This window comes from Arthrobacter sp. AOP36-F1-5 (genome assembly GCF_058137995.1).
In genome coordinates, this window is the sequence record NZ_CM176892.1 from 946,654 (window position 1) to 968,689 (window position 22,036).

Here is a 22,036-nt window from a genome sequence, read left to right on the forward strand (position 1 = left end):
GAACGATGTCCTGAACCTACACACCTTCAGCTCCACCAATATGTTCAGGCAATGTGTTTCAGCAATAGCCTCCGGGCTCGTCGATGTGGCCGGTGGCGAGGATTTCGCCGGTGTGCCGGCCGTCGCGGGTCAGCTGACGGCGTGAGGCGATGACCCGTTCTCGGACCGGGCGCGGCCCTCGCCGCCACGCGATTCTATGGCCTGCCCAGCCTCTGACCGATGTCTCGACTCATCCGTCCCGGTGGACCTAGGGAGTCGAGCCCTAGGTGTTGCGGGTCATGACGTTGTAGTCACGGAGCGGGGATGAAGGAACGGGTCCCTGACCGGCACGATGGGTGGTGCTGAAGCCGTCCATCTGCCGGAAGAGACCCGTTCCATGACCCACCGTAATTCGCCGCTGACCCCTGCCGGAAGACTCCGCCTGGTCCAACGTGTCGAAGATGATGGCCGACCCATCGCCCACGTCGCTGCCGAAGCCGGCGTCGCCCGCTCGACTCTGACGAAATGGGTCCACCGCTATCGCGCCGACGGTGCCAAAGCCTTGGAAGACCGCACAAGCGCTCCGGCCAGGCGACCCTCGAGGCCACCGATCAAGGTCCTCGAACTCATCGACGCCTGGCGGCGAGAGCACAAATGGTCGGCCCGCCGCATCGCCCTCGAGCTAGCCAGCCGCGGCCACCACTACTGCGTCCGGACCATCGGACGCTGGCTGCAGCGCCTCGGGATCTCCCGCCGCCGTGACCTCGACCCGACCGGGGAGAACAACCGCGAGCCCGGGAAGATCATCGCCCGCTTCCCGGGCCACATGCTCCACCTGGATGTGAAGAAGGTCGGACAGATCCCCGACGGCGGCGGATGGCGACTCCATGGCCGCGGCCATGCAAAGGCGCGCAAAAAGCGCGTGGGCTACACCTACCTGCACTCTGCGATCGACGGCTACTCCCGCCTCGCCTACACCGAGGCCCTGGAGAACGAGACCGCGGCAACCACCATCGGTTTCTTCTCCCGGGCGAGAGCGTTCTTCGCTGCGCACGGCATCAATCGCCTCGTCCGGGTGGTCACCGACAACGGCACCAACTACCGCGCCAAGACCTTCGTCCGCACCGTGAACGCGCATGCTTCCCGGCATCAGCGGACCCGGCCCTACACGCCCAGGCACAACGGGAAAGTCGAGCGTTACCAGCGGATCCTCTCTGAGGAATGCCTCTACGCCCACGCCTTCTATTCCGAAGACGAACGGCGCGAAGCGATCAGCGTCTGGGTCCACCACTACAACTATCATCGGCCGCACACCGCCTGCGCTGATCAGCCCCCGGCCACCCGAGTCCACGAACGTGTCGACAACGTCATGACCTCATACACCTAGGTCCACCCGAGATGGATAAGACATCGCTCAGGCTCTCACGGCGTCGCGCTACCTTGGGGACTTAGGCCCAGTCCTTGTGCGGCGACGTGCCGCCGATACCGGCGTTGAACGTATTCGTCGGATCGAGCTCCTTGAAGTGCTCTTCCATGGACTCCGGCAGCTTGTAGATGCGACCGTAGTTGTGCTCGGCGGGCAGCTTCGCGCCGCGCTCCTCCAGCAGGTGCTGGATGCGGTCGTGCAGCGCCTCGGGATCCACGCCCTGCTTGGCGACATAGTCCTGGTGCATCACATGGCAGAAGAAGTGCCCGTAATACGCCTTGACCTCAAGCTGGTCGTCGATCTCCTCCGGCAGCACCTCGAGCCAGTTCCAATCGTCGCGACGCAGGGCCACATCGATGGGGATGAGCCCTGCGATGTGCCGGCGCTTCAACGCGGCGTAGCGAGTGGCGGCACTGGCCGCGCCGAACCGGTTGAGCGACGCGCTCTTTTCTTCATCAGACGTGCAGATGAAGAACTCACCAGTGTGCTCGGGCTCTGCGAAGAACTCCTTGAGCATCTTCTCGCTCGCGGCCTTCTGCGACTCGCTGACGGTGAGCAGCAGGTGATGCTCGAAACGGTTGCGGTACTCCATCATGCGCTTGGGCAGCTGGTTGGGCAGCACGCTGAACATGGCTTGCGATACCGTGTCGGCGAAGGTCGGACCAATGCCGGGAATCTTCGAGAACAAGCCGTTGGCCCACGTCTTGAACGAGAACATGCGCGTCTGCAGCGCTGGACTCATGAACTTCAGGAAGACGAAGGTGTCTTTGCCGTACTTCTCGGCCAAGTCGAAGGCACTGCGGCCCATGTACTCACCAGAGATAGGCAGCGGCATGTCGGCTTCGAGGAACAACCGACGGATCTCTTCGAGCTCGTGCGTGTTGTTCGTGCCGATGTAAAACACGGTCGGGTGCACTTCGCGAGGGAAGGTGCGGGTGCGCACCGCGAACACCATCAGCTTGCCGGCCGAGCCGGAAGCCTCGAACAGGTACTCGGGGTTCGCATTGTAGCGAGCAGGCGAAGGCACGATCTTGCGCAAGTGCTCGGCGTACTCGGTCTCGTTCGAGTCTTCGGGAGCTGGGGTGACATCCTCGGGAGACCACTCGCCGCGCTGTAGACGGTCGAGTGCGACCTCAGGGTCGTCTCCGAGCGAGATGCCCAGGTGATTGACCAGCTCGACCTTGCCGTCGTCGTTGACGCGGGCGAAGATCGCTTCGCGCGTGAATGCCGGACCCTTGCGAATCTGGCTGCCGCCCGAGTTGTTCGCGATGCCGCCGATGACCGAGGCGCCGATTGATGTCGACCCGATCACCGAGTGCGGCTCGCGCTGGTGCTTGGCGAGCGCGTCGGTCAGGTGTGTCAGCGGGGTGCCCGCGAGCGAGATCGCCTCGCGCGCGTCGTTGATGAGGTGCACCTCATCGATGCGGTGAGTCGAGATGATCACAATGGGGCGATCGTAGTCTTGGAAGCCGGGGCCGGATCCACCAGTCAGGCCCGTGTTCGATGCCTGCGGGATGACGATGAGGTTGTTGTCGACGGATACCTGCAGCGCCCGCCACATCTCGACCAGCGTGCCGGGGCGCACCACGGCGAAGACTGGTCCTCCGCCGAATCGATAGCCTTTGCTGAATGGCATCGTGGCACGCTCAGAGGTCAGTACATGTTCGTCGCCGACGATTCTCTTGAACGCATCGATCGCTTCGTGCGAAGTCGTGGTGGTCTGTCCTGGTTGCGTCATCTCTAAGCTTCCTATATTCAGTTGCATCACAAGCGCGTCATGATGCTGAGGGGATGTCGCCTTGATCCGAGCTAGTCCGCGGTCGTTCATTTTTTGATGGGCGGGGAAACGAGCCAGGGGGACGACGTCTGCGACCGTCTGCCCGGAAGCTCGCTACGGCGTCCAAGGAGTGTGCGTGTGCGTATGCATGTGCATACGCGCATCCTCATTGTAGAAGATGCGCATCAGATAGTTTCGGACCGCGGTACTTTCGGACTCCGGTAGGTTCGGAGGCTCTTCCCAGATGAGGGTGTAGCGCACGTCGCGCGGCGGGCCGGCGCGTCGGTGTCGGGGTGAGGGTCGAGGTCTCCCGAGGATGAGAGCTCCTACACACTCAGCCCGAAAGACCTCGACGTGCACGACGCTACCGTCGGCGGGCGCGCTGATGCGTTCGCCAGCCCCGACCTGACTGCCTTCTGCCGCCTCGACGAACTCGGCCTCGTTGTCACCGGGCAGCGACTCGAGCCGGATCGTGCCGTATTGGCCTGTCAGGTGGTCGAGCCCGACCAGTGGTGCCGGCGCTGCGGCTGCGAAGGGAGACCACGTGACACCGTGGTCCGACGGCTTGCCCACGAACCACTGGGCTGGCGGCCCACGACGCTGGAGGTCGTCGTGCGCCGTTACCGCTGCAGCGGCTGCGGGTATGTGTGGCGCCAGGACACCACCGCCGCGGCCGAGCCCCGGGCCAAGTTGTCTCGGCGCGCTCTGCGGTGGGCGCTGGAAGGGATCGTGGTCCAGCACCTGACCGTGGCTCGGGTCGCCGAGGGGCTCGGGGTGGCCTGGGACACCGCCAACGACGCCGTTATGGCCGAGGGCAAGCGGGTGCTGATCGACGAGGAGCACCGCTTCGAGGGGGTGAAGGTCGTCGGGGTCGATGAGCACGTGTGGAGGCACACCCGTCGCGGCGACAGGTACGTCACCGTGATCATCGACCTCACCCCAGTGCGAGATGGCACCGGCCCGGCACGGCTGCTGGACATGGTCGAAGGACGCTCCAAGCAGGCGTTCAAGACCTGGCTGGCCGACCGCCCGCAGGAGTGGCGCGACGGCGTGGAGGTGGTCGCGATGGACGGCTTCACCGGGTTCAAGACCGCCGCCGTCGAGGAACTGCCCGACGTGGTGACCGTGCTAGATCCCTTCCACGTCACGCGCCTCGCTGGCGAGGCGCTCGATGAGTGCCGACGGCGAGTTCAGCAGGCCATCTGTGGGCACCGCGGCCGCAAGGGCGACCCGCTCTATGCCGCCCGCCGGACCCTGTCCACCGGCGCCGACCTGCTCAACGACAAGCAGAAGGACCGACTGGACACCCTGTTCGCCGACGACGCCCACGTCGAGGTCGAGGTCACCTGGAGCGTCTACCAGCGCATGATCGCCGCCTACCACCACGAGAACCGGCGCCACGGCCGCGAGCTGATGGCCCGGCTCATCGACTCGATCAGCACCGGCGTCCCCAAGGCCCTGGTCGAGATCACCAAGCTCGGCAGGACGCTGAAGAAGCGCGCCGCCGACGTCCTGGCCTACTTCGACCGGCCCAGCACCTCCAACGGGCCCACCGAGGCGATCAACGGCAGGCTCGAGCACCTGCGCGGCTCGGCGCTGGGGTTCCGCAACCTGACCAACTACATCGCCAGATCCCTGCTCGAGACCGGCGGGTTCAGACCCCGACTACACCCTGGATTCGGATGAGCCATCAAACTGCTCAAACATGTGGGCCCGCTCCTGACGGCAGAGCAGGATGCGGTGCGCAGCGTGGATGATGATTCGAAAGGCAGCGAATCGGTGGTCACCTTGGGGATCTTCGCCACGGTCGGCGCCATCGCCTGCAAGCCGCTGATTGATGCGCTGCGCGTCACCGATCCGGATCTGGAGGTGATCTTTCATGAAATCGATGTCGAACGCGACGCTGAATACGTCAGATCGGGCGCGGTGGATGTTGCCTTGACCGTCGAGTACTCCCAGCTACCGGACATGGTTGGCAGAGATCTGGAGCGAGTGGTCCTGCATACCGAACCGATGCTTTTGGCCGGCAATGACCATGCCGGGCTCCACCCGGGAATGGACTTGACCCGAGAACGAACGTGGATCCTGCCTCCGGCTGAAACGGCATTTGGCAGTGCTGCCCGGCAGGCGTGCCTGAGTCAGGGCGCCCAGCTGGATGATGTGCACAGCATCACCGATACCGCCCTCGTACTCGCGCTGGTGGAGGCCGGGGTGGGGATGTCGATCACCACGCCGTTGATGCAGATTGTCCACCCACTGCGCCTGCAGACGCTGGCTCTGGCTTCGGGATCGAGTAGGTCGCTGGTGACCCTGGCCAAAGCCAGCCATATGCAGCGCCGCTCGGTCCGCCGGGTGGTTGAAACCCTGGAGACCATCCTGAACGGCAGCCTCATGGAAACCCGGCAGCCGGATGAGGCTCCACGCTAGAGGGAGCTGCCGCCGAGGCCTCAGTCGCCGACGCCCTCGGATCTCATCCTGTCCAGCGAATACTCGGCGGAGGCGAAGCTACCGCCTTGAGGGGTCCCGGGGTCGATGGCCTCGAGGACACCATGCTCTGCCGCATCATCGACGCGAACGAAACCCAGGGTCTTGCCGGCGTCAAGGTTCCACCAGAGTTCCGAATTCTTGGAGACCGCATAGAAGACGCCGTGGTGCTGCGGTGTGCGCATGGCCGCCGTGAAGGCGCGCACCGCATCCCCGGGACTGAGCATGGTGCGCATATGCCGCGGTGATGCGGGTTCGGAGAGGTAGGTTCCGATGCGCAAGGCGATGGTGCTCAGGCCGAATTTATCGGAGTAGAGCTGGCACAACGCTTCGCCGGCGGCCTTGGAGACCCCGTAAAAACCATCCGGCCTAGCAGGCATGTCGACCGTCAGCTCGGTATCCACGTCGTAGAAGCCGGTCAGTCGGTTGCTGCTGGCGAAGACGACCCGGCGCACACCGGCCCGGCGGGCGGCTTCGAGCACATGGTAGGTCCCGACGATGTTGACCTGTGCGAGGTCATGGAAGTCCGCTTCGTCCGAAATGCCGCCGAGGTGGATCACCCCATCCGCTGACGCAAAGGTCTGCTCGAGTGTCTTGAGATCCTCGACATCGCCCCGCACCACGGTGTCCGTGGGCCCCACCGGCTCGGTGTCGGCCACATCGACCGAGACCAGGTTGACTCCCAGCTCGGCCAAGGCCCGACGGAGGGGGCGGCCGATCCTTCCGGCGGCCCCGGTGACGATCCACCGTTGGCCCGTGAAATCCTCCATGCCGGCGGCATCTTCCGTTGGTGAAGTCTGTGTCATGCCCCGAGTGTACAAAAATGCTTGGCCCGGAGCTGCTGGCTAGTAGCCCCGGGTCAGTTCATCCCAGAGGCGGGCGGCGTCGATATCGAGGTCCTGCCGAGCAGCAGCCTGGGCCAGAAGTAGCCGTCCTGTGGTGGCCAGGTGTTCGCTCATCAGCTGCCCAGCGCACTGTGGATCGTTGGCGATGACTGCTGCCACGATGGGCGCATGCTCGTTCAGGATGTCCTCGTAGGTCCGCTGTCTGCCGGCGGTGGAGACCCCCAGCAGCCGGGTTGATACCCGCAAGCGGTTGACCACCTCCCGGGCGCGATGGCTTCCGGCCGCTTCGAGGAGCAGGTCATGCAAGTACTGGTCATCGGCGAAGAAGGACTCGTCATCGCCCGCCCGCGCAGCACGGGCCATGCTGGCCTCCAGTGCCTTCAGGGCGGTAGCGAGTTCATCGCTGCAGGCCATCGCGGCCCGACGCGCTGCGGGGACTTCCAAAGCCAGGCGAATCGAAAAGATCTCGGCCACGTCCTGCGGGGTGGTGGGGATGATGCGGAAGCCGCGATTGCGGGCGAACTCCACCAAACCGGCTTCTTCGAGCCGCAGGAGGCCGTCACGGACCGGGGATCGTGAGAAACCCAGACGTTCAGCCAGTTGGTAGACGCTGTAGAGCTCGCCGGGACGCAGATCCCCCGAGGCTGTGGCAGTGCGCACGAAGTCCATGACCTGCTCGGTCAACGACCTCCTGACGGGAGGGGCGTTCCCGGCTCCCGGGCTGTTGCTCGTGGTGCCGGGGGCCGAAGGCTGGATGCTCATAAGTAACATGTTACTCTAATTCAAGTCGTGATCGTGAGGAGCAGCAGTGGAACAACTAGCGCCAAACCCCTTCAAGGCGGTGCCCCCGGGAACGATCCATGAACTACTACGCACGGACATGACCACCCGGGCCGCCTACGTTTCGGACGCCTCGATCTATCGGCGCCTTCCCGCGGCAGTACTGGAAGTGCGCAGCGTTGAAGATCTCCGCGGTGCCGTCGCCCTGGCCGGCGAAAAGAACTGGTCGATCACCATGCGTGGTGGAGGAACCTCGGTGGCCGGCAACGGCATCGGGGAAGGGCTGGTACTCGACACCTCCCGCTACTTCAACCAGATTCTTTCCATTGACCCCCAGGCGCGAACGGCTAGGGTCCAGCCAGGGGTGATCTGCGACCAGCTCCGCGATGCAGCCGGGGAATTCGGGCTGACCTACGGCCCGGATCCCTCCACGCATAGCCGCTGCACCATTGGGGGAATGGTGGCCAATAATGCCTGCGGTTCACATTCACTGGAGTGGGGGACCGCGGCGGAGAACCTTGAATCGGTGACCTTGATGCTCGCCGACGGCCGGGAAGTCGTCTTTGGACCCGACGGTACCGACGATCCCGAAATCAACGCCAAGTTGCTGGCGCTGCGGGATGGGAACCTGAAGACCCTGCGGACCGACCTGGGGCAGTTCCCGCGCCAGGTCTCCGGCTACGGGCTCCACTACCTGCTGGCCGAGAACGGCTTCGACGCCGCCAAGGCCCTGGCCGGCAGCGAGGGGACCTGCGGGATCATCACCGAGATGACCGTGAAGCTGGTCAAGCGTCCACTGGCCAGCGCGCTGGCCGTGCTGGCCTTCGAGACCGTCTTCGATGCCGCCGAGGCCGCGGCCGTGGTCCGCGGTACCGGGATGACGACCGCCGAAGGCATGGGCTACGACCTGCTCGAAGCCTTGCGTTCACGCCCCGGCCAGGACTTGGCGGGCTCGGAGCTGCCCGGGGTCAATGATCCGGCCGGCGGGCAGGACGCCGGAGGCTGGCTGTTCTGTGAGGCCGTCGGCGATACGGTCGAGCAGGCCAGGGGAAATGCCGAAGACTTCGTTGCTTCGGTCACTACGGCCACGTCATCGATTGTGGTCACCGAGCATGCGGAGGCCCGGGCGCTCTGGCGCATCCGTGAGGCCGCCGCCGGCATCGTGACCCGCCTGCCCGACGGTGGGGAGGCTTGGCCCTCCTGGGAGGACTCGGCGGTGCCACCGAAGCATTTGGCCCATTACCTGCGTGATCTGTACGCCTTGATGGACCGGCACGGGCTGCGCGGAATCCCTTTCGGACACTTTGGTGAGGGCTGCGTCCACATCCGGCTCTCCTTCACGCTAGGAACCGATGAGGGGGTCGCCGACTTTCGTTCCTTCATGGAGGAAGCCGCCGACACGATTGCCCGTTATGGCGGTTCGGTGTCAGGGGAGCATGGTGACGGCCGGGCTCGCTCCGAACTGCTGCGCCGGATCTATAGCCGCGAAGCCCTGGAGGCCTTCCGCACCTTCAAGAACATCCTGGACCCGGGACGGATCTTCAACCCCGGGGTCTTGGTTGACCCCGAGGTCGTTGACGATCGGGTCCGCCCCGGTCCCGGCCAACGCAGTTTCGAGCTGCTTCCCGTCCAAGCCCTGAGCCGTGACGGCGGCTCACTGGTGAACGCGGTGAACCGCTGCGTCGGGGTCGGTGCCTGCCGATCCGACGAAGGGGCCATGTGCCCCTCCTTTCAAGCCACGGGAGACGAAGTCGACTCGACCCGCGGCCGCGCCCGGGTGCTCTCTGAAATGTTCCGGGGCGAATCCCTGCCCCAGGCCTACCGTTCCACCGAGGTGAAGGATGCCTTGGATCTCTGCCTGTCCTGCAAGGCCTGTGCCAGTGAATGCCCGGTCAACGTGGATATGGCGACCTATAAGTCGGAATTCCTGCATAAGTTCTACCAGCGGCGCATCCGGCCGATGGCCCACTACAGCATGGGCTGGCTGCCGCTGCTGACCCATGTGCTGCACCGGATCCCCGGGATGGCCTCGGTGACCAACCGCCTGCTGGGGATCGGCACAGTGGAGAAGCTGGTCAAGAAACTTGGGGGCATCGAACCCAGCCGAGCCATGATTTCCTTCGCGCCGTCTAGTCTCCAATCGTGGTTCGCCCGTCGTCAGCCATCCAATGGCCCCCGTGCCGGAGTGGGGACCCGCGATGCAGGCACTGTGGTGCTGTGGCCCGATTCGTTCACCAATCATTTGGACACGGGGCCGGGGCTGGCCGCCGTCGAGGTGCTCGAAGCCTTGGGCTACACCGTGGTCATGCCCCAGGGATTCGTCTGTTGCGGGCTGACCTGGCATTCAACCGGACAACTCGATATGGCACAGAAGGTGCTGACCCGAACCTTGGATGTGATGGAGCCCTATCTTCGCGCTGGATATCCGGTGGTGGGTTTGGAACCTTCCTGCACCGTCCTGCTGGCACACGATCTGCCGGAGATGCTGCCGGATGATCCCCGGGCGGCCCTGATGGCGAAGTCCGTCGTGTCCTTGGGCGGGCTCATCGAACACCGGGTCCCGGCCAACGGAGAGTCCGGCACTGAGTGGCCCTTCGAGGAATTGGACGCCACGGCGGTCAGCCAAGTGCATTGCCATGAACGCTCGCAGGGTGACCATGGTCCCGCGGCAACGGTGCTGCGGAGTGTGGGCGTGCGTGAAGAAGAGATCAAAACCGGCTGTTGCGGCCTAGCGGGCAACTGGGGCTTCGAGCCGGGGCATGCGGAATTGTCCAAGACCCTGGGCGAACGCGAACTCTTCCCAGCAATTCGAGCCCGGGAAGCAGGGGACCTGGTGTTGGCCGATGGGTTCTCCTGCCGCACGCAGATCACCGAAGGCACAGGAGTCGATGGCCTCCACCTCGCCGAAGTGCTGCAGAAGGCTCTGGTGAAGAAGACCTAAACGCCGTTAGAAAAAGGCGCTCCCATTTTCCAATACGGTTCCCACCAGCGGATCGCCCCACCAGCCCAGTCCATTCGCGTCGAAAGTCAAACGGTCGATGTAGGTCCCCAACGGCTCGGCGACGTCGACATCTGCAATGTTTTGACCCTGCTCGACGGGATCCTCACAGTCCGGATCCTCTGCACCGCGCATTAGCCCGACAGTGGGTCCCCAGGGGGAGGTGTAGACGATGAACATCGCGCCCTTGTCCACCCAAGCGTCGAACACCTCGACGCATTCCCACGCGGTCGGGCCGCCGGAACCCAACCGCTTCAGGCAGGAAGTCAGGACGATGGTGACCCAGTCGGGGTGGGGGATGGCATCGAAGGTTTCGATGAGGGACTGCAGCCGGGGAGTCATCATGTGCTGAGCCTACGCGGATGCGTGAAAACGAATGAAGCGGTTAGAGCCCCGCGGCCAAGGTCTCCGCCACGTGATCCAAGGCCCCGGGGACCAGGGAGTAGTAGGCCCAGACCCCGCGCTTCTCACGGTGGAGGAAGCCGGCGTCGACCAGGATCTTCAGATGGTGGGAGACCGTGGGTTGGCCCAACTGCAGCGGCTCGGACAGATCGCAGACACAGGTCTCGGCGTTGGTGTCGGCAGCCACGATGGACAGGATCCGTAGCCGGCTCGGATCGGCGAGCGCCTTGAACGAGGCGGACAGCGCTTCGGCTTCCTCGATCTCCAGTGGAATACGGGCGGGGGAGGATGCGCACCCCGGTGCCGGTTTCGTGGCAGTGGATGCCGGGCCGGCGCCCCTTGGGACCTGGCCGGTGGCTGACGTGGACATGAGCTGCCCTGCTTTCTGGCACTCCCGATCGGGAGATTGACATCTGTCGATATCGACCACCATACTCGACACATCGATGTTCGTCGATATATACCCTGGGAGTCCCACACTATGAACAGCACCGCCGTGCCCGCCGACACCGGACACGTCACGAAGAAGCTCTCCACCCTGGACCGGTACCTTGCCGTCTGGATCCTCGCGGCCATGGCCGTCGGGCTCGGACTGGGACGGGTGATCCCCGGATTGGGGGAAGCGCTGGATTCCCTGCAGGTCGCCGGGGTCTCCCTGCCCATCGCCATCGGACTGTTGGTGATGATGTATCCGGTCCTGGCCAAGGTCCGCTATAACGAAACCGGGAGGGTCATCGGCGACAGGAAGTTGATGGTCACCTCCCTGGTCGTGAACTGGCTGTTGGCCCCGGCCTTCATGTTCGCCCTGGCCTGGATCTTCCTGTCCGATCTGCCCGAATACCGCACCGGGCTGATCATTGTGGGATTGGCCCGCTGCATTGCCATGGTCCTGATCTGGAACGACCTGGCCTGCGGAGACGGTGAAGCCGCCGCCGTCCTGGTGGCCATCAACTCGGTGTTCCAGGTTGTCGCCTTCGGCGCGCTGGGCTGGTTCTACCTCCAGGTCCTACCCGGCTGGCTCGGCCTGCCGACCACCAGCGCGGGCTTCTCCGTCTGGACGATCACCCTCTCCGTCCTGGTGTTCCTGGGCATCCCGCTGGTGGCAGGATTCCTGACCCGGACCTTCGGTGAACGAGCCAAGGGCCGCGACTGGTATGAGGGCACCTTCCTGCCGAAGATCGGTCCCTTCGCCCTCTACGGCCTGTTGTTCACCATCGTCGTGCTCTTCGCCCTCCAGGGGGATACGATCATCGGCCAACCCCTGGACGTCGTCCGCATCGCGATACCGCTGTTCATCTACTTCACCGTCGTCTTCGGCGCCGGGATGCTCATCGGGCGTGGTCTGGGCATGGGGTATGAACGCACCACCACGCTGGCCTTCACCGCGTCGGGAAACAATTTCGAACTGGCCATCGCGGTCGCCATCGCCACCTTCGGGGTCACCAGCGGTCAAGCACTGGCAGGAGTCGTCGGGCCCCTGATCGAGGTGCCGGTTCTGGTGGGGCTGGTCTATGTGGCCTTGTGGTCCCGCAAATTCTTCACCACCGGTACCCCACGAAAGGTCAGCGCATGAGCCAGACTCACATCCCCTCCGTCCTGTTCGTCTGCGTCCACAACGCCGGACGCTCCCAGATGGCCGCCGGCTTCCTGCAGCAGCTGGCCGCAGGCCGCATCGAGGTCCGTTCGGCAGGCTCCCAACCCGCCGAGAGCGTCAACCCGGCAGCGGTGAGGGCGATGGCCGAAATCGGCATCGACATCTCCACCCAACAGCCCAAGGTCCTGACGACTGAGACAGTTCAGGAATCCGACGTCGTCATCACGATGGGCTGCGGCGACGCCTGCCCCATCTTCCCCGGCAAACGCTACGAGGATTGGCAGCTCGCCGATCCTGCAGGACAAGGAGTGGACGCCGTGCGGCCCATCCGCGATGACATCCACTCCCGGGTCCAGACGTTGATCGCCGAGCTGCTGCCGGGGGTCGAACCGTTGGAAAGAACGCAACAGCAAGCAGGAGGAACACAGCATGGATCGTGAAAACACCCTGCCGGTGATCATCATCGGTGCAGGACCCATCGGCCTGGCCGCCGCCGCCCAGCTGCGCGAACGAGACCAGGAGGTGCTGGTGCTCGAAGCCGGTGCCACCCCGGGAGCGGCCATCAGCAACTGGGGGCATATCAAACTGTTCTCCACCTGGCGCTACAATATTGACCCGGCAGCCCGCCGGCTCCTGGAAACCCCGGCCCCCGGCTACGCCGCCGACTGGCAGACACCTCGCGCAGCCCACCTGCCCACCGGTGCCGAACTCGTCTCCGAGTACCTGGTGCCACTGGCCGAACACCCCGAACTGGCGCCCCGCATCCGGTATAACCACCGCGTCACCCACGTCTCCCGCGTCCACGACGACGGAAAAGGTCTCGACCGCACCCGGACCGCAGGCCGCGAAGCCACCGCGTTCCTGATCCGGGTCGCCACACCCGGCGGGGAGACCGAGATCCTGGGCCGGGCCGTCCTGGACGCCTCAGGAACCTGGGGGACCCCGAACCCCGTGGGACGTTCGGGGCTCGAAGCCCTCGGCGAGGCCGAAGCCCGCAGGTGCGGGTTCATCACCTCCCCACTACCTGACCCACTCGGCGAGGACCAAGACCGGCTGGCGGGCAAAACCGTCATGGTCCTCGGTGCCGGACATTCGGCAGCAAACACCCTGATCAGCCTGGGCCGGCTGCGCCAACGCCACCCCGAAACCCGCATCCTGTGGGGACTGCGCGGCACCGCCGACCCGGTCAGGCTCTACGGCGGCGGAGCCGCAGACCAGCTCCCGGCCCGCGGACAACTCGGGGCCAGCCTGCGCCGACTGGTCGAATCCGGCGACGTCACCATCGAAGAGAACTTCTCGATCACCCGGCTGGTTTCCGGGGAACGGTTGAGCGTCCTGACAGCCGACGAACGGGAACTCATCGTCGACGCGCTGGTTCCGGCCACCGGCTTCCGGCCCGATCTGCGGCCGCTGGCCGAACTGCGCCTGGACCTGGATCCAGCGGTCGAGGCACCCCGGGCACTGGGTTCGCTGATTGATCCCGAGTTCCACAGCTGTGGCACCGTCCCGGCCCACGGGGAGTCCGTGCTGGCCCACCCCGAATCCGGGTTCTACCTGGTCGGGGCCAAGAGCTACGGCCGGGCACCGACGTTCCTGCTGGCCACCGGCTACGAACAGGTCCGCTCCGTGGCCGCCGCGCTATCCGGGGACCGGTGCGCCGCAGATGCGGTGGAACTGGAACTGGCATCCACCGGTGTGTGTTCCGGCTGAGCGGTAGCCCGCACCGTCACTGCGGGCGAAGCTAGGAGCTGAGGCCCCGGCCGGCGTCGTGAACCAGCAGGGCGATCTGCACCCGGTTCTCGGCGCCGAGCTTATCCAGCACCCGCCCCACATGGGTTTTCACCGTGGTGATGCTGATGTGGAGGTGCTCGGCGATCTCGGCATTGGAGAGCCCCCGGGCCACAGCCGTCGCGATGCCTCGTTCACGCTCGGTGAGCAGGGCCATCTTGCGGGTGGCTTCGGTATCGGCTTGTGCCTGGCCCCGGTGGGCGGTGGCCGCGGTGACCAGATGTCCGATGGCCGCGGGGGAGAGCATGGACCCGCCGCCGGCAACGTGATGCACCGCTTCGACCAGGCGGGCCGGCGGGGTGTCCTTGAGGAGGAAGCCACTGGCACCGAGCTCCAGAGCCTGCAACACCAGGTCGTCGGTGTCGAAGGTCGTCAACACCAGGATCTTCAGCTCGGGGTCCCGGGCGAGCAGTTCCCGGGTCGCCGCCAGCCCGTCCATGGTCGGCATGCGCACATCCATGAGGACGACGTCGGGCCGGGCATCGCGGATCACGTCCAATGCCGCAACACCATCGCCGGCTTCGCCGACGATCTCGATCAGCGGATCCCCGTTCAGGATCAGCCGTAGCCCGGCCCGCACCAGGTTCTCGTCATCGACCAGCACCACCTTGATGCTCGTATCTACCGGTTCCATGGGACCCAAGCCTCCACGACGAAGTGACCCTCGCCGTCGTCCGCGGCGCTCAGCGATCCACCGGCCAATCTGACGCGTTCCGAGAGTCCGGTCAGTCCCATGCCCGAGGCCGGGGCAGCGTTGGGGCCAGTGGCTTTGACGTCTGGCACTAGCGCACGGGTCCTGTCGGTGAGGCCATTGCGCAGCGACACCGTGAGCCGTCCACCCGGGTTACCGGCCAACCGCACGTAGACGGTCTGCGCTGGGGCGTGCTTGCGGGCATTGGTCAGCCCCTCCTGCAGGACCCGGAACACGGTCCGGCTGCTCGTTTCATCCAGTGCCTCCAGTTCGGTGGCTCCGGGCGGGTTCCCCTCCAGGACGGTGGGGGTTCCGGCCTCGCGGTTTTCGGCGAGCAGGGCCTCGAGGCGTCCGAGCGTGGGCGGGGGAGTCGTGGAGTTTGGTTCGTTTGAGACGGTCGCCGGATCACGCAGGACACCCAGGACCTCGCGGAGTTCGCTGACGGCCAGATGGGCGTTGGCGCGAATCACCCCGGCGGCCTCGCTGACTTGTTCGGCCGGTAGGTCCGTACGGTATTCCAGAGCGCCGGCATGCAGGGCCACCAGGGAGAGCCGGTGGGCCAGTACGTCGTGCATTTCCCGGGCAATGCGGGTGCGTTCGTTGGCCCGGGCCTGCTCCAACTGGGCGTCTTGGCTGCGCCGGTTGCTGGCCAACTCAGCCTCCAGAGCGGCCCGTAACTGTCGGCGCCCACCGATATACATCCCGGTCAGGACCAGGACGGCGGTGAAGATGACGACGAAAAGGACGACAAGCCACCAGGGCTCCAGGGGTTCCTCCCCGGGCAGCAGGGGCATGCTGGTTTCCACAAGAAACGAGGCGCCCATGAACAGCACCGAGACGATGATGATTTCCGCCCAGCGGCGCCGGGTGGCCAAGGAGACGAGAGCCAGCATCGCGGCGGCCGAGCCCAGGGTGGAGAACGAGGCGAAAACCACGAGCAGGATGGTGAGGGTGCGCGGTGCCCGATGCCTGAAGGGATACAGGAGGAAGCAGAGGAGCCCCAAGACCAGGTCCACAAAGATCAGCACACCGAAGGTTTCCCCGGCAGGCCCTGAGGGGTCCAGTTCGAAGACCGGGGCATAGACGACGGCGAAGGCGACGATCCCGAGCAGCACGGCGACCACCAGACGCCAGGTACCGCTCCAGGCCCGGCGGAGGCGGGACTGCGGTGGGACAGAAAGTTCGGCGGTGGTCATAGGCTCAACCCTATCCAGCCGGTACTGCGCAGACATCCTCCCCACGGTCGGTTTGGCACTCATCCTTTAGGCCCGATATTTTTCGTTCCGACGGTCGATGCGGTGACGGCGGGATATGGGAAAGGATGGGTTCATGACGAGCACCAACACACCTCAGCCATCGCCGACTACCGAGACCGGCGACGCCTCGCCCATGTCTTACCACCGGTTGGCCCGCGACGGGGCCGGATACCGGTGGTGGAAGCCGCTGCTGGTCGGGCTGATCGGGGTCGGCCTCTATGTGGGCTTCATGATCGCCGCCTTCTTGGCTGTCGTCATCGTCGGGCTGCTGAGCCCCGGATTCGAACGCATCATCGACGGAGTGTTGCTGGGCTCCGGAGTCCCGGACATGAACGACCCCTTCGTCTTGATCCCCCTGCTCGTCTCCTTGGCCTTGATGATTCCGGCCCTCTGGCTGGCCACGCTGATCGTGGGCACACGGCCCGTCGGTCTGCTCTCCTCGGTCACCGGGCGACTGCGCTGGACCTGGCTGCTCTGGTGTCTGGGCGCCGCGCTGGGGATCAACGTCATCGCCCAACTGGTGGCACAGTTCCTGCCCGGCACCGAAGAGGGCGGGGAATTCATGTACGACGGCGGCAGGACCCTGGCCGTCTTGGCTGCCGCCTTGCTGGTGGTCCCGTTTCAGGCAGCTGCCGAGGAGTACGTCTTCCGCGGCTATCTGATGCAGACCCTTGGTGGCTGGTTACGGCATCCGGCCTTCGCGATCCTGCTGCCGGTGCCGCTGTTCGTGCTCGGCCACGACTACGAGCTGCTGGGTCAGCTCGACATCGCCGTTTTCGCGATCGCCGCCGGCTGGTTGAGCTGGCGTACCGGGGGACTGGAGGCGGCGATCGCCCTGCATATCGTCACCAATGCCAGCATCTTCGCCTTCGTCGCCTTCGGGGTCGCCGACGCCAACGCCGATGATGTCGGCCTCCTGGATCTGCTCCTCTCGGTGGCCGTCACCGTCGTCACCGTCCTGGTCCTGGCCAGACTGGCGACAGCACGCAAGGTCCAGCGCACCCGCCCCTCAGTTCCCGAGGCTGACCTCCAGGGTCGAGCCCCCGTAACCGTTCTCTAGGTCGCGTCCTTGAACGGTGACCGTGGAGACGTCCTCGGGGAACCGGTCCGCGGCGCTGTCGGTGGTGGCTGTGCCGGAGGATCGACGCGGCACGTTTCATGTGATCAGCATGCCACGCGCTGCACCGCAGCGACATCAGTTCCGGGGCCGGGATTCCGGGCCGAACTGCTCGACGCCGTCCTGGAAGACCCGCTCGATCATGGAGTGCAGATCCGCGAGCTGGTCGGTGGATTCCAGTTTCCCGTTCAGGACGACGGCGTCGGCCAGATAGCCTTCGGCCAGCCGACCCACCGAGTGCTCAGGGGTGATCAGTTCCCCCGCCACCGAGGTGGTGGAAGCCAACACCTGTTGCAGTGACATCCCGGCGTCGGCCAGCAGGGCCAGCTCCTCGAGGTTCTCGCCATGGATACCGACCCCCGAATCGGTGCCCATGCCGATCTTTACTCCGGCCGCAATGGCCCGGGCGACCGAGCCCCGGTGGTCTTCGTGGACCCGGTAGGCCTTGTCGATCACGGTTTGCGGTAGGCCACTGTTTCCGGCCTCGGCCTTCCTGATGACCGCTGCCGGGGCGGCCAGCGTGGGCACCAGGTAGGCGCCCCGGTCCAGGAAGACCTGGATGGTCTCGTCGTCGAGATAGATGCCGTGTTCGATGGTCCGCACGCCGGCATCGAGGGCATTGCAGATTCCAGCGGTGCCCTGGGCATGGGACATGACGTACTTGCCCTGGGCTTCGGCTTCGTCGACGACGACCCGGATCTCTTCGGGGCTGAACTGTGAGTGGCGGGGATCGTCGGCGGGGGAGAGGACCCCGCCGGTGGAGCAGATCTTGATCTGGTCGGCCCCGGCGCGCAGCATCGTGCGCACCGTTTTGCGCACTTCTTCGACCCCGTCGGCCACCCCGCTGGGCCGTCCGGGGTGTGGACCGAGGGCGGGGGCCGAGACCCCCGAAGGCAGCCAGAAATCCCCGTGTCCGCCGGTCTGGGACATGATCGAAATCGCCAGACGCAGGCGGGGCCCCTGGATGAGCCCGGAAGCCTGGGCTACCTGGGCGCCCAGGTCGGCACCACCGGCATCGCGGGCCGACGTGATCCCCGCCCGCAACGTGGCCTCGAGGTTGTGCACCGACTCGTAGAACTGCAGTGAGAACGGCTCGGCAACGGCGTGCAACGAACCCGGGTTCGAGGAGGTGACATGGATGTGCAGGTCGATCATCCCGGGCAGCACCGTCTTGCCCGTGCAGTCGATGACGGTGGCCGAGGCATGTGGGGCCGCATCCCCGGCGCCGGGGCCGACAGCTGCCACGCGGCCGTCCACGAAGACGACGTCTGCCGGCTCCGGAAGGAAGGCCACCCCGTCGAAGACCTGGGCATTCGTGAAAACCGTGGATGTGCTGGGCATCGGGACCTCCGGAGACGAGCAGTTCGCATGAACCTCATGTCCACGCCTGCTATGGACTCTAGCCCCCGGCTCATGCACCGGACTTGGAGGAAGGTCGGCTAGCCGCCGAGCTTGCCCGCCATCCGCCGGCGCATTTCCAGGCTGGCGGTGTTCAGCCCCTGGACGGAGACCGCCTTGCCGTACTTCTCGTATTTCTCGGTGATGGAGTCCAGCGCGGCGATGGTCGAGGCATCCCAGAGGTGGGAATCATGCAGGTCGATCACCACGCGCTCGGGGTCCCCGGCGTAGTCGAACTGGGTGTACAGGTCGTTGGAGGAAGCGAAGAACAGTTCGCCGTGGACCCGGTAGGTGGCCAGCTGTTCGCCGTCGTGTTCCTCGAGATCACGATCGACGGTGACGAAGTGTGCGACCCGGCGGGCGAAGAGCACCATGGCGGTGAGCACGCCGACGCCGACGCCGATGGCGAGGTTGTTGGTGGCCACGGTGCCGATCACGGTGACGACCATGACGGTGGTTTCGCTCTTGGGCATCATCCGCAGTGTGGAGGGTTTGATGGAATGCCAGTCGAAGGTCGCCACGGAGACGAAGATCATCACGGCCACCAGGGCGGCCATGGGGATCAGGGCCACGATATCGCCCAGGGCGACCACCAGGACCAGCAGCAGGGCACCGGCCAGGAACGTGGAGATCCGGGTTCGGGCGCCGGAGGCCTTCACATTGATCATGGTCTGGCCGATCATGGCGCAACCGCCCATGCCGCCGAAGAGCCCGGTGACGATGTTCGCCACGCCCTGGCCCCAGGACTCGCGCGTCTTGCTCGAGCGGGTATCGGTGACGTCATCGACGAGCTTGGCGGTCATCAACGATTCGAGTAGACCCACGAAGGCCATCGCCAGGGAGAACGGGAAGATGATCTGTAGCGTTTCCCAACTCAGCGGGACGTTCGGGAAGACCAGGCCCGGCAGGGAATCGGGAAGATCTCCCTTGCCACCGACGGTGGGCACGTTCATGGACGTCAACACGGTGATCAGGGTGATCACGACGATGGCGACCAGCGGGGCGGGGACCGCGGTGGTCAGTTTCGGCAGGCCGAAGACGATGAGCAGGCCCAGGGCCACCAGCGGGTAGACCAGCCACGGAACGCCGAGCAGTTCGGGGACCTGGGCCGAGAAGATCAGGATGGCCAGCGCGTTGACGAAGCCGACCATCACCTGGCGGGGGATGAACCGCATCAGCTTCGCCACCCCGAGGACGGCCAACACGATTTGCAGGAGTCCTGCCAGCAGGACGGCGGCGATGAAGTAGTCGGTCCCGTGGCTGGCCACCAGCGGGGCGATCACCAGGGCGATGGCACCGGTGGCGCCGGAAATCATGGCCGGACGCCCACCCACGAAGGCGATGGTGACGGCCATGGTGAAAGCGGCGAACAATCCGACGCGTGGATCGACCCCGGCGATGATGGAGAAGGCGATGGCCTCGGGGATCAGCGCCAAGGCCACGACCAGCCCGGCCAGGATCTCGGTCTTGAGCAGGCGCGGGGACTTCAAGGTGCGCAGGACCGACTGGCGCTCTTCGGGCGTCAGCGTCGTGCTGGGGGTGTCGATGGCCACGCGGGCCTCCGTTCGGGTCATCGTCACGGTGCGGCGTGCAGGATGCTGCGGGGATGTCAGGGGTGCGCTGCGCTGCGCGGCCGGGAAAGCACCGGCGGTGCCTCGGGCTGGTTTCGGGGGACCAACCGTGAAAAGGGCCGGAGCGAACTCTACCCTAACGTGAGGGTTGGGTTCGCATCGTCGGGGAGGCTCATCGGCCGGTCAGGGATTCGAGCTCGATGATGAGCTCATCGGCCTGGACCAGATAGCGGGCCAGTTTTTCGCGTTCGTGACGGGCGCGTTCCAGAAAATGTCCGGCGCGTTCGGCCCGCTGGGCTCCGGGGGCGGCCTCCTCGATGACGGAGAGCAGTTCGGTGATCTCCTCGAGGCTGAACCCCAGCGGTTTCATGGCCTTGATGTGCATCAGGCGGTCAAAATCCGTCTCGGCGAAGACCCGGAAACCGCCCTCGGTGCGCGCGCTCGCCGGCAGGAGGCCGACGTCGTCGTAATGCCGGATGGTGCGCAGCGATAGGCCGGTCCGCTCGGCCAGTTCACCGATATGCATGGTGCGGCCCCGGGGGTGGTGCGGCATGGATCCTCCGTCGATCGTCGGCTCGTCACGTTACCAGCGTGAGGGGACCCCGGCCGGAGGGGCGCCGGCGTCGGCCTCGGACCGCCGGCCGGGGGTGAGTTGATCCAGGAGGTCCTCGGCCCATTGCGGATCGTAGTGCTCCAGCCGGGCGAATCCGGTCGGGGGCGGGCTGGTCCAATGATAGGTGGCCCCGGGGTTGTGGTGACGCGCGCCGTCGGCGGTCTCGACGACGGGGCTGCCCTGGATCGGCAGGGAGCGGGCCTGCTCGAAGTCATGGTGGATCGCGGCGATGCCGGCTCCTTGGGCCAGCTGTCGTTCCAGTTGCACGGGATCCAGATCGGGGCAGGTCCGCGCGGTATCCAGGATGACCGAATGGATGCTGATGCAGCGGTGGTCGATGTAGAACGCCTGCCGCAGTGCGGCGTCGAGCTGGTCGCTGGCACGTAGTCCGCCGACGTCGGGATGCTTGGCCGCCTGCACCGCCGCCATGGCCGGGAGGGTGGTCACCGGGTAGGACGATGCCGGGGCCGACCAGCAACTCCATCCCAACTCGGGCAGCAGGCTGGCGATGGCGACGATCTCCGGATCGACGATGTCCTGCGGCGTGGGGCCGGCGTTGAACAACTCCAACGGGAAGGCCCGATGGTCGATGTCGACCGCTGCGTTTCGCTGCTCGATCGCCGTGCGCAGGGTGGCCAGGGCCAGGGTCGCCCAGGGGCAACCGATATCCGACCAGACGGTCACGGTGGGGGTGGGGCGGGGTGCATTGAACATGATGCTCCTTGGGTGGATGGTCCGTTAGCGTACTAACAGTGTGCACGCCGAAGAGTAGTCCGTCAACGGACTACCTGTGGGACGATGGCAGCATGGCTTCCACCCCGACGAACCGAACGGCTCCCGCCCTGACCGACGACCGCCTGACCCTGGTGGGCCTGCTCCTCGAAGTCCAGCGCGGACTGGCCAAGGCGATGGACGAGGTCCACGCCGCCCATGGCCTGCTGGGCAAGGAATTCGACGCCTTGCTTCGGCTCGCGCGCAGTGACCAGCACCGCCTGTCGATGCGCGACCTGGCGGCGCAAACCTCGACGTCGACCAGCGGGACGACCGGTTTGGTCGACCGGCTTGAGGCCCGAGGGCTCGTGACGCGGTCCCAGAGCCAGGCCGACCGCCGCAGTTTCGACATCATCCTGACCGACGCCGGCCACCGGCTCGTGGCCGAGGATGCCACCGCGCTGATGCCCGTGATCGACCGGCTTGTCACCGACCCGGTGGGACCCGATGCCGAGGTGGTGCAGCACGCCCTGGAGCGCATCAGGGACCTCACCACGCCGCAGGCCACCGCCGGCCGTCGTTCCTGATGAAAGGGCTTCGCGCTAC

20 protein-coding genes are annotated in these 22,036 nt (G+C 65.7%); 9 read left to right on the top strand and 11 right to left on the bottom strand.

Going from position 1 to position 22,036, the window contains the following annotated elements; genetic code table 11:
• Positions 1-376: 376 nt before the first annotated feature.
• Positions 377-1,366, top strand: coding sequence for an IS481 family transposase (locus tag AC3ZI9_RS04330; protein WP_444566431.1), 990 nt, complete (start codon positions 377-379; stop codon positions 1,364-1,366).
• A 61-nt stretch (positions 1,367-1,427) separates the two neighbouring features.
• Here AC3ZI9_RS04330 and dld read toward each other — a convergent pair whose 3' ends face one another.
• Positions 1,428-3,143: a D-lactate dehydrogenase gene (gene dld / locus AC3ZI9_RS04335; RefSeq protein ID WP_013161533.1), complete on the bottom strand. Its 1,716-nt coding sequence runs from the start codon at positions 3,141-3,143 to the stop codon at positions 1,428-1,430.
• Positions 3,144-3,536: 393 nt separating this feature from the next.
• Here dld and AC3ZI9_RS04340 point away from each other — a divergent pair, with 393 nt between their 5' ends.
• Positions 3,537-4,868: an ISL3-like element ISPfr3 family transposase gene (locus AC3ZI9_RS04340; protein ID WP_301526061.1), complete on the top strand. Its 1,332-nt coding sequence runs from the start codon at positions 3,537-3,539 to the stop codon at positions 4,866-4,868.
• A 63-nt stretch (positions 4,869-4,931) separates the two neighbouring features.
• Positions 4,932-5,609, top strand: a complete 678-nt coding sequence (locus tag AC3ZI9_RS04345) for a LysR substrate-binding domain-containing protein (protein WP_489923871.1) — start codon at positions 4,932-4,934, stop codon at positions 5,607-5,609.
• A 20-nt stretch (positions 5,610-5,629) separates the two neighbouring features.
• On the opposite strand, the gene AC3ZI9_RS04350 is transcribed toward AC3ZI9_RS04345, so the two are convergent.
• Both AC3ZI9_RS04350 and AC3ZI9_RS04355 read right to left on the bottom strand, forming a co-directional pair.
• Positions 5,630-6,472 (bottom strand): NAD-dependent epimerase/dehydratase family protein, encoded by an 843-nt coding sequence (locus AC3ZI9_RS04350; protein ID WP_444566429.1) that lies wholly within the window; start codon positions 6,470-6,472, stop codon positions 5,630-5,632.
• A 39-nt stretch (positions 6,473-6,511) separates the two neighbouring features.
• Positions 6,512-7,273: a GntR family transcriptional regulator gene (locus AC3ZI9_RS04355; protein ID WP_086995650.1), complete on the bottom strand. Its 762-nt coding sequence runs from the start codon at positions 7,271-7,273 to the stop codon at positions 6,512-6,514.
• Between the two features lie 118 nt (positions 7,274-7,391).
• Between AC3ZI9_RS04355 and AC3ZI9_RS04360 the strand changes: the two genes are divergently transcribed.
• Positions 7,392-10,232 carry an FAD-binding and (Fe-S)-binding domain-containing protein gene (locus AC3ZI9_RS04360; RefSeq protein ID WP_444566470.1) on the top strand — a complete coding sequence of 947 codons (2,841 nt, stop codon included), beginning with the start codon at positions 7,392-7,394 and terminating at the stop codon, positions 10,230-10,232.
• 6 nt (positions 10,233-10,238) lie between these two features.
• On the opposite strand, the gene AC3ZI9_RS04365 is transcribed toward AC3ZI9_RS04360, so the two are convergent.
• Both AC3ZI9_RS04365 and AC3ZI9_RS04370 read right to left on the bottom strand, forming a co-directional pair.
• Entirely contained in the window at positions 10,239-10,634 is a 396-nt protein-coding gene (locus AC3ZI9_RS04365; RefSeq protein ID WP_443384118.1) for a hypothetical protein, read from the bottom strand.
• A gap of 40 nt (positions 10,635-10,674) precedes the next feature.
• The gene (locus tag AC3ZI9_RS04370; RefSeq protein ID WP_096224287.1) at positions 10,675-11,061 is read right to left on the bottom strand and encodes an ArsR/SmtB family transcription factor; all 387 of its coding nucleotides are present in this window, start codon (positions 11,059-11,061) and stop codon (positions 10,675-10,677) included.
• Positions 11,062-11,172: 111 nt separating this feature from the next.
• Between AC3ZI9_RS04370 and arsB the strand changes: the two genes are divergently transcribed.
• Genes arsB through AC3ZI9_RS04385 form a run of 3 tightly spaced genes read left to right on the top strand, consistent with a single transcriptional unit; the run spans position 11,173 to position 13,995 of the window.
• Positions 11,173-12,264 (top strand): ACR3 family arsenite efflux transporter, encoded by a 1,092-nt coding sequence (gene arsB / locus AC3ZI9_RS04375; RefSeq protein ID WP_443358288.1) that lies wholly within the window; start codon positions 11,173-11,175, stop codon positions 12,262-12,264.
• Positions 12,261-12,725, top strand: a complete 465-nt coding sequence (locus tag AC3ZI9_RS04380; protein ID WP_086995638.1) for an arsenate reductase ArsC — start codon at positions 12,261-12,263, stop codon at positions 12,723-12,725. The genes arsB and AC3ZI9_RS04380 overlap by 4 nt, the downstream gene beginning before the upstream one ends.
• Positions 12,715-13,995, top strand: a complete 1,281-nt coding sequence (locus tag AC3ZI9_RS04385; RefSeq protein WP_086995635.1) for an FAD-dependent oxidoreductase — start codon at positions 12,715-12,717, stop codon at positions 13,993-13,995. The genes AC3ZI9_RS04380 and AC3ZI9_RS04385 overlap by 11 nt, the downstream gene beginning before the upstream one ends.
• Positions 13,996-14,026: 31 nt before the next feature.
• Here AC3ZI9_RS04385 and AC3ZI9_RS04390 read toward each other — a convergent pair whose 3' ends face one another.
• A complete protein-coding gene (locus AC3ZI9_RS04390) occupies positions 14,027-14,707 on the bottom strand; it encodes a response regulator transcription factor (protein WP_444566428.1) in 681 nt (226 codons plus the stop codon).
• Positions 14,695-15,960, bottom strand: a complete 1,266-nt coding sequence (locus AC3ZI9_RS04395; protein ID WP_444566427.1) for a sensor histidine kinase — start codon at positions 15,958-15,960, stop codon at positions 14,695-14,697. The genes AC3ZI9_RS04390 and AC3ZI9_RS04395 overlap by 13 nt, the downstream gene beginning before the upstream one ends.
• 133 nt (positions 15,961-16,093) lie before the next feature.
• On the opposite strand from AC3ZI9_RS04395, the gene AC3ZI9_RS04400 reads away from it, so the two are divergent.
• Positions 16,094-17,080, top strand: a complete 987-nt coding sequence (locus AC3ZI9_RS04400) for a CPBP family intramembrane glutamic endopeptidase (RefSeq protein WP_444566426.1) — start codon at positions 16,094-16,096, stop codon at positions 17,078-17,080.
• Between the two features lie 135 nt (positions 17,081-17,215).
• Here the strand turns inward: AC3ZI9_RS04400 and AC3ZI9_RS04405 are convergent, their stop codons facing one another.
• From AC3ZI9_RS04405 to AC3ZI9_RS04420, 4 genes are all read right to left on the bottom strand, one after another.
• Positions 17,216-18,478, bottom strand: a complete 1,263-nt coding sequence (locus tag AC3ZI9_RS04405; RefSeq protein WP_444566425.1) for a metal-dependent hydrolase family protein — start codon at positions 18,476-18,478, stop codon at positions 17,216-17,218.
• 98 nt (positions 18,479-18,576) lie between these two features.
• Positions 18,577-20,109, bottom strand: coding sequence for a SulP family inorganic anion transporter (locus AC3ZI9_RS04410; RefSeq protein ID WP_444566424.1), 1,533 nt, complete (start codon positions 20,107-20,109; stop codon positions 18,577-18,579).
• Positions 20,110-20,278: 169 nt separating this feature from the next.
• A complete protein-coding gene (locus tag AC3ZI9_RS04415) occupies positions 20,279-20,659 on the bottom strand; it encodes a MerR family transcriptional regulator (RefSeq protein ID WP_444566423.1) in 381 nt (126 codons plus the stop codon).
• Between the two features lie 30 nt (positions 20,660-20,689).
• Entirely contained in the window at positions 20,690-21,433 is a 744-nt protein-coding gene (locus AC3ZI9_RS04420; RefSeq protein WP_444566422.1) for a DsbA family oxidoreductase, read from the bottom strand.
• 92 nt (positions 21,434-21,525) lie between these two features.
• Here AC3ZI9_RS04420 and AC3ZI9_RS04425 point away from each other — a divergent pair, with 92 nt between their 5' ends.
• Positions 21,526-22,017, top strand: a complete 492-nt coding sequence (locus AC3ZI9_RS04425) for a MarR family winged helix-turn-helix transcriptional regulator (RefSeq protein ID WP_444566421.1) — start codon at positions 21,526-21,528, stop codon at positions 22,015-22,017.
• Positions 22,018-22,036 lie beyond the last annotated feature (19 nt).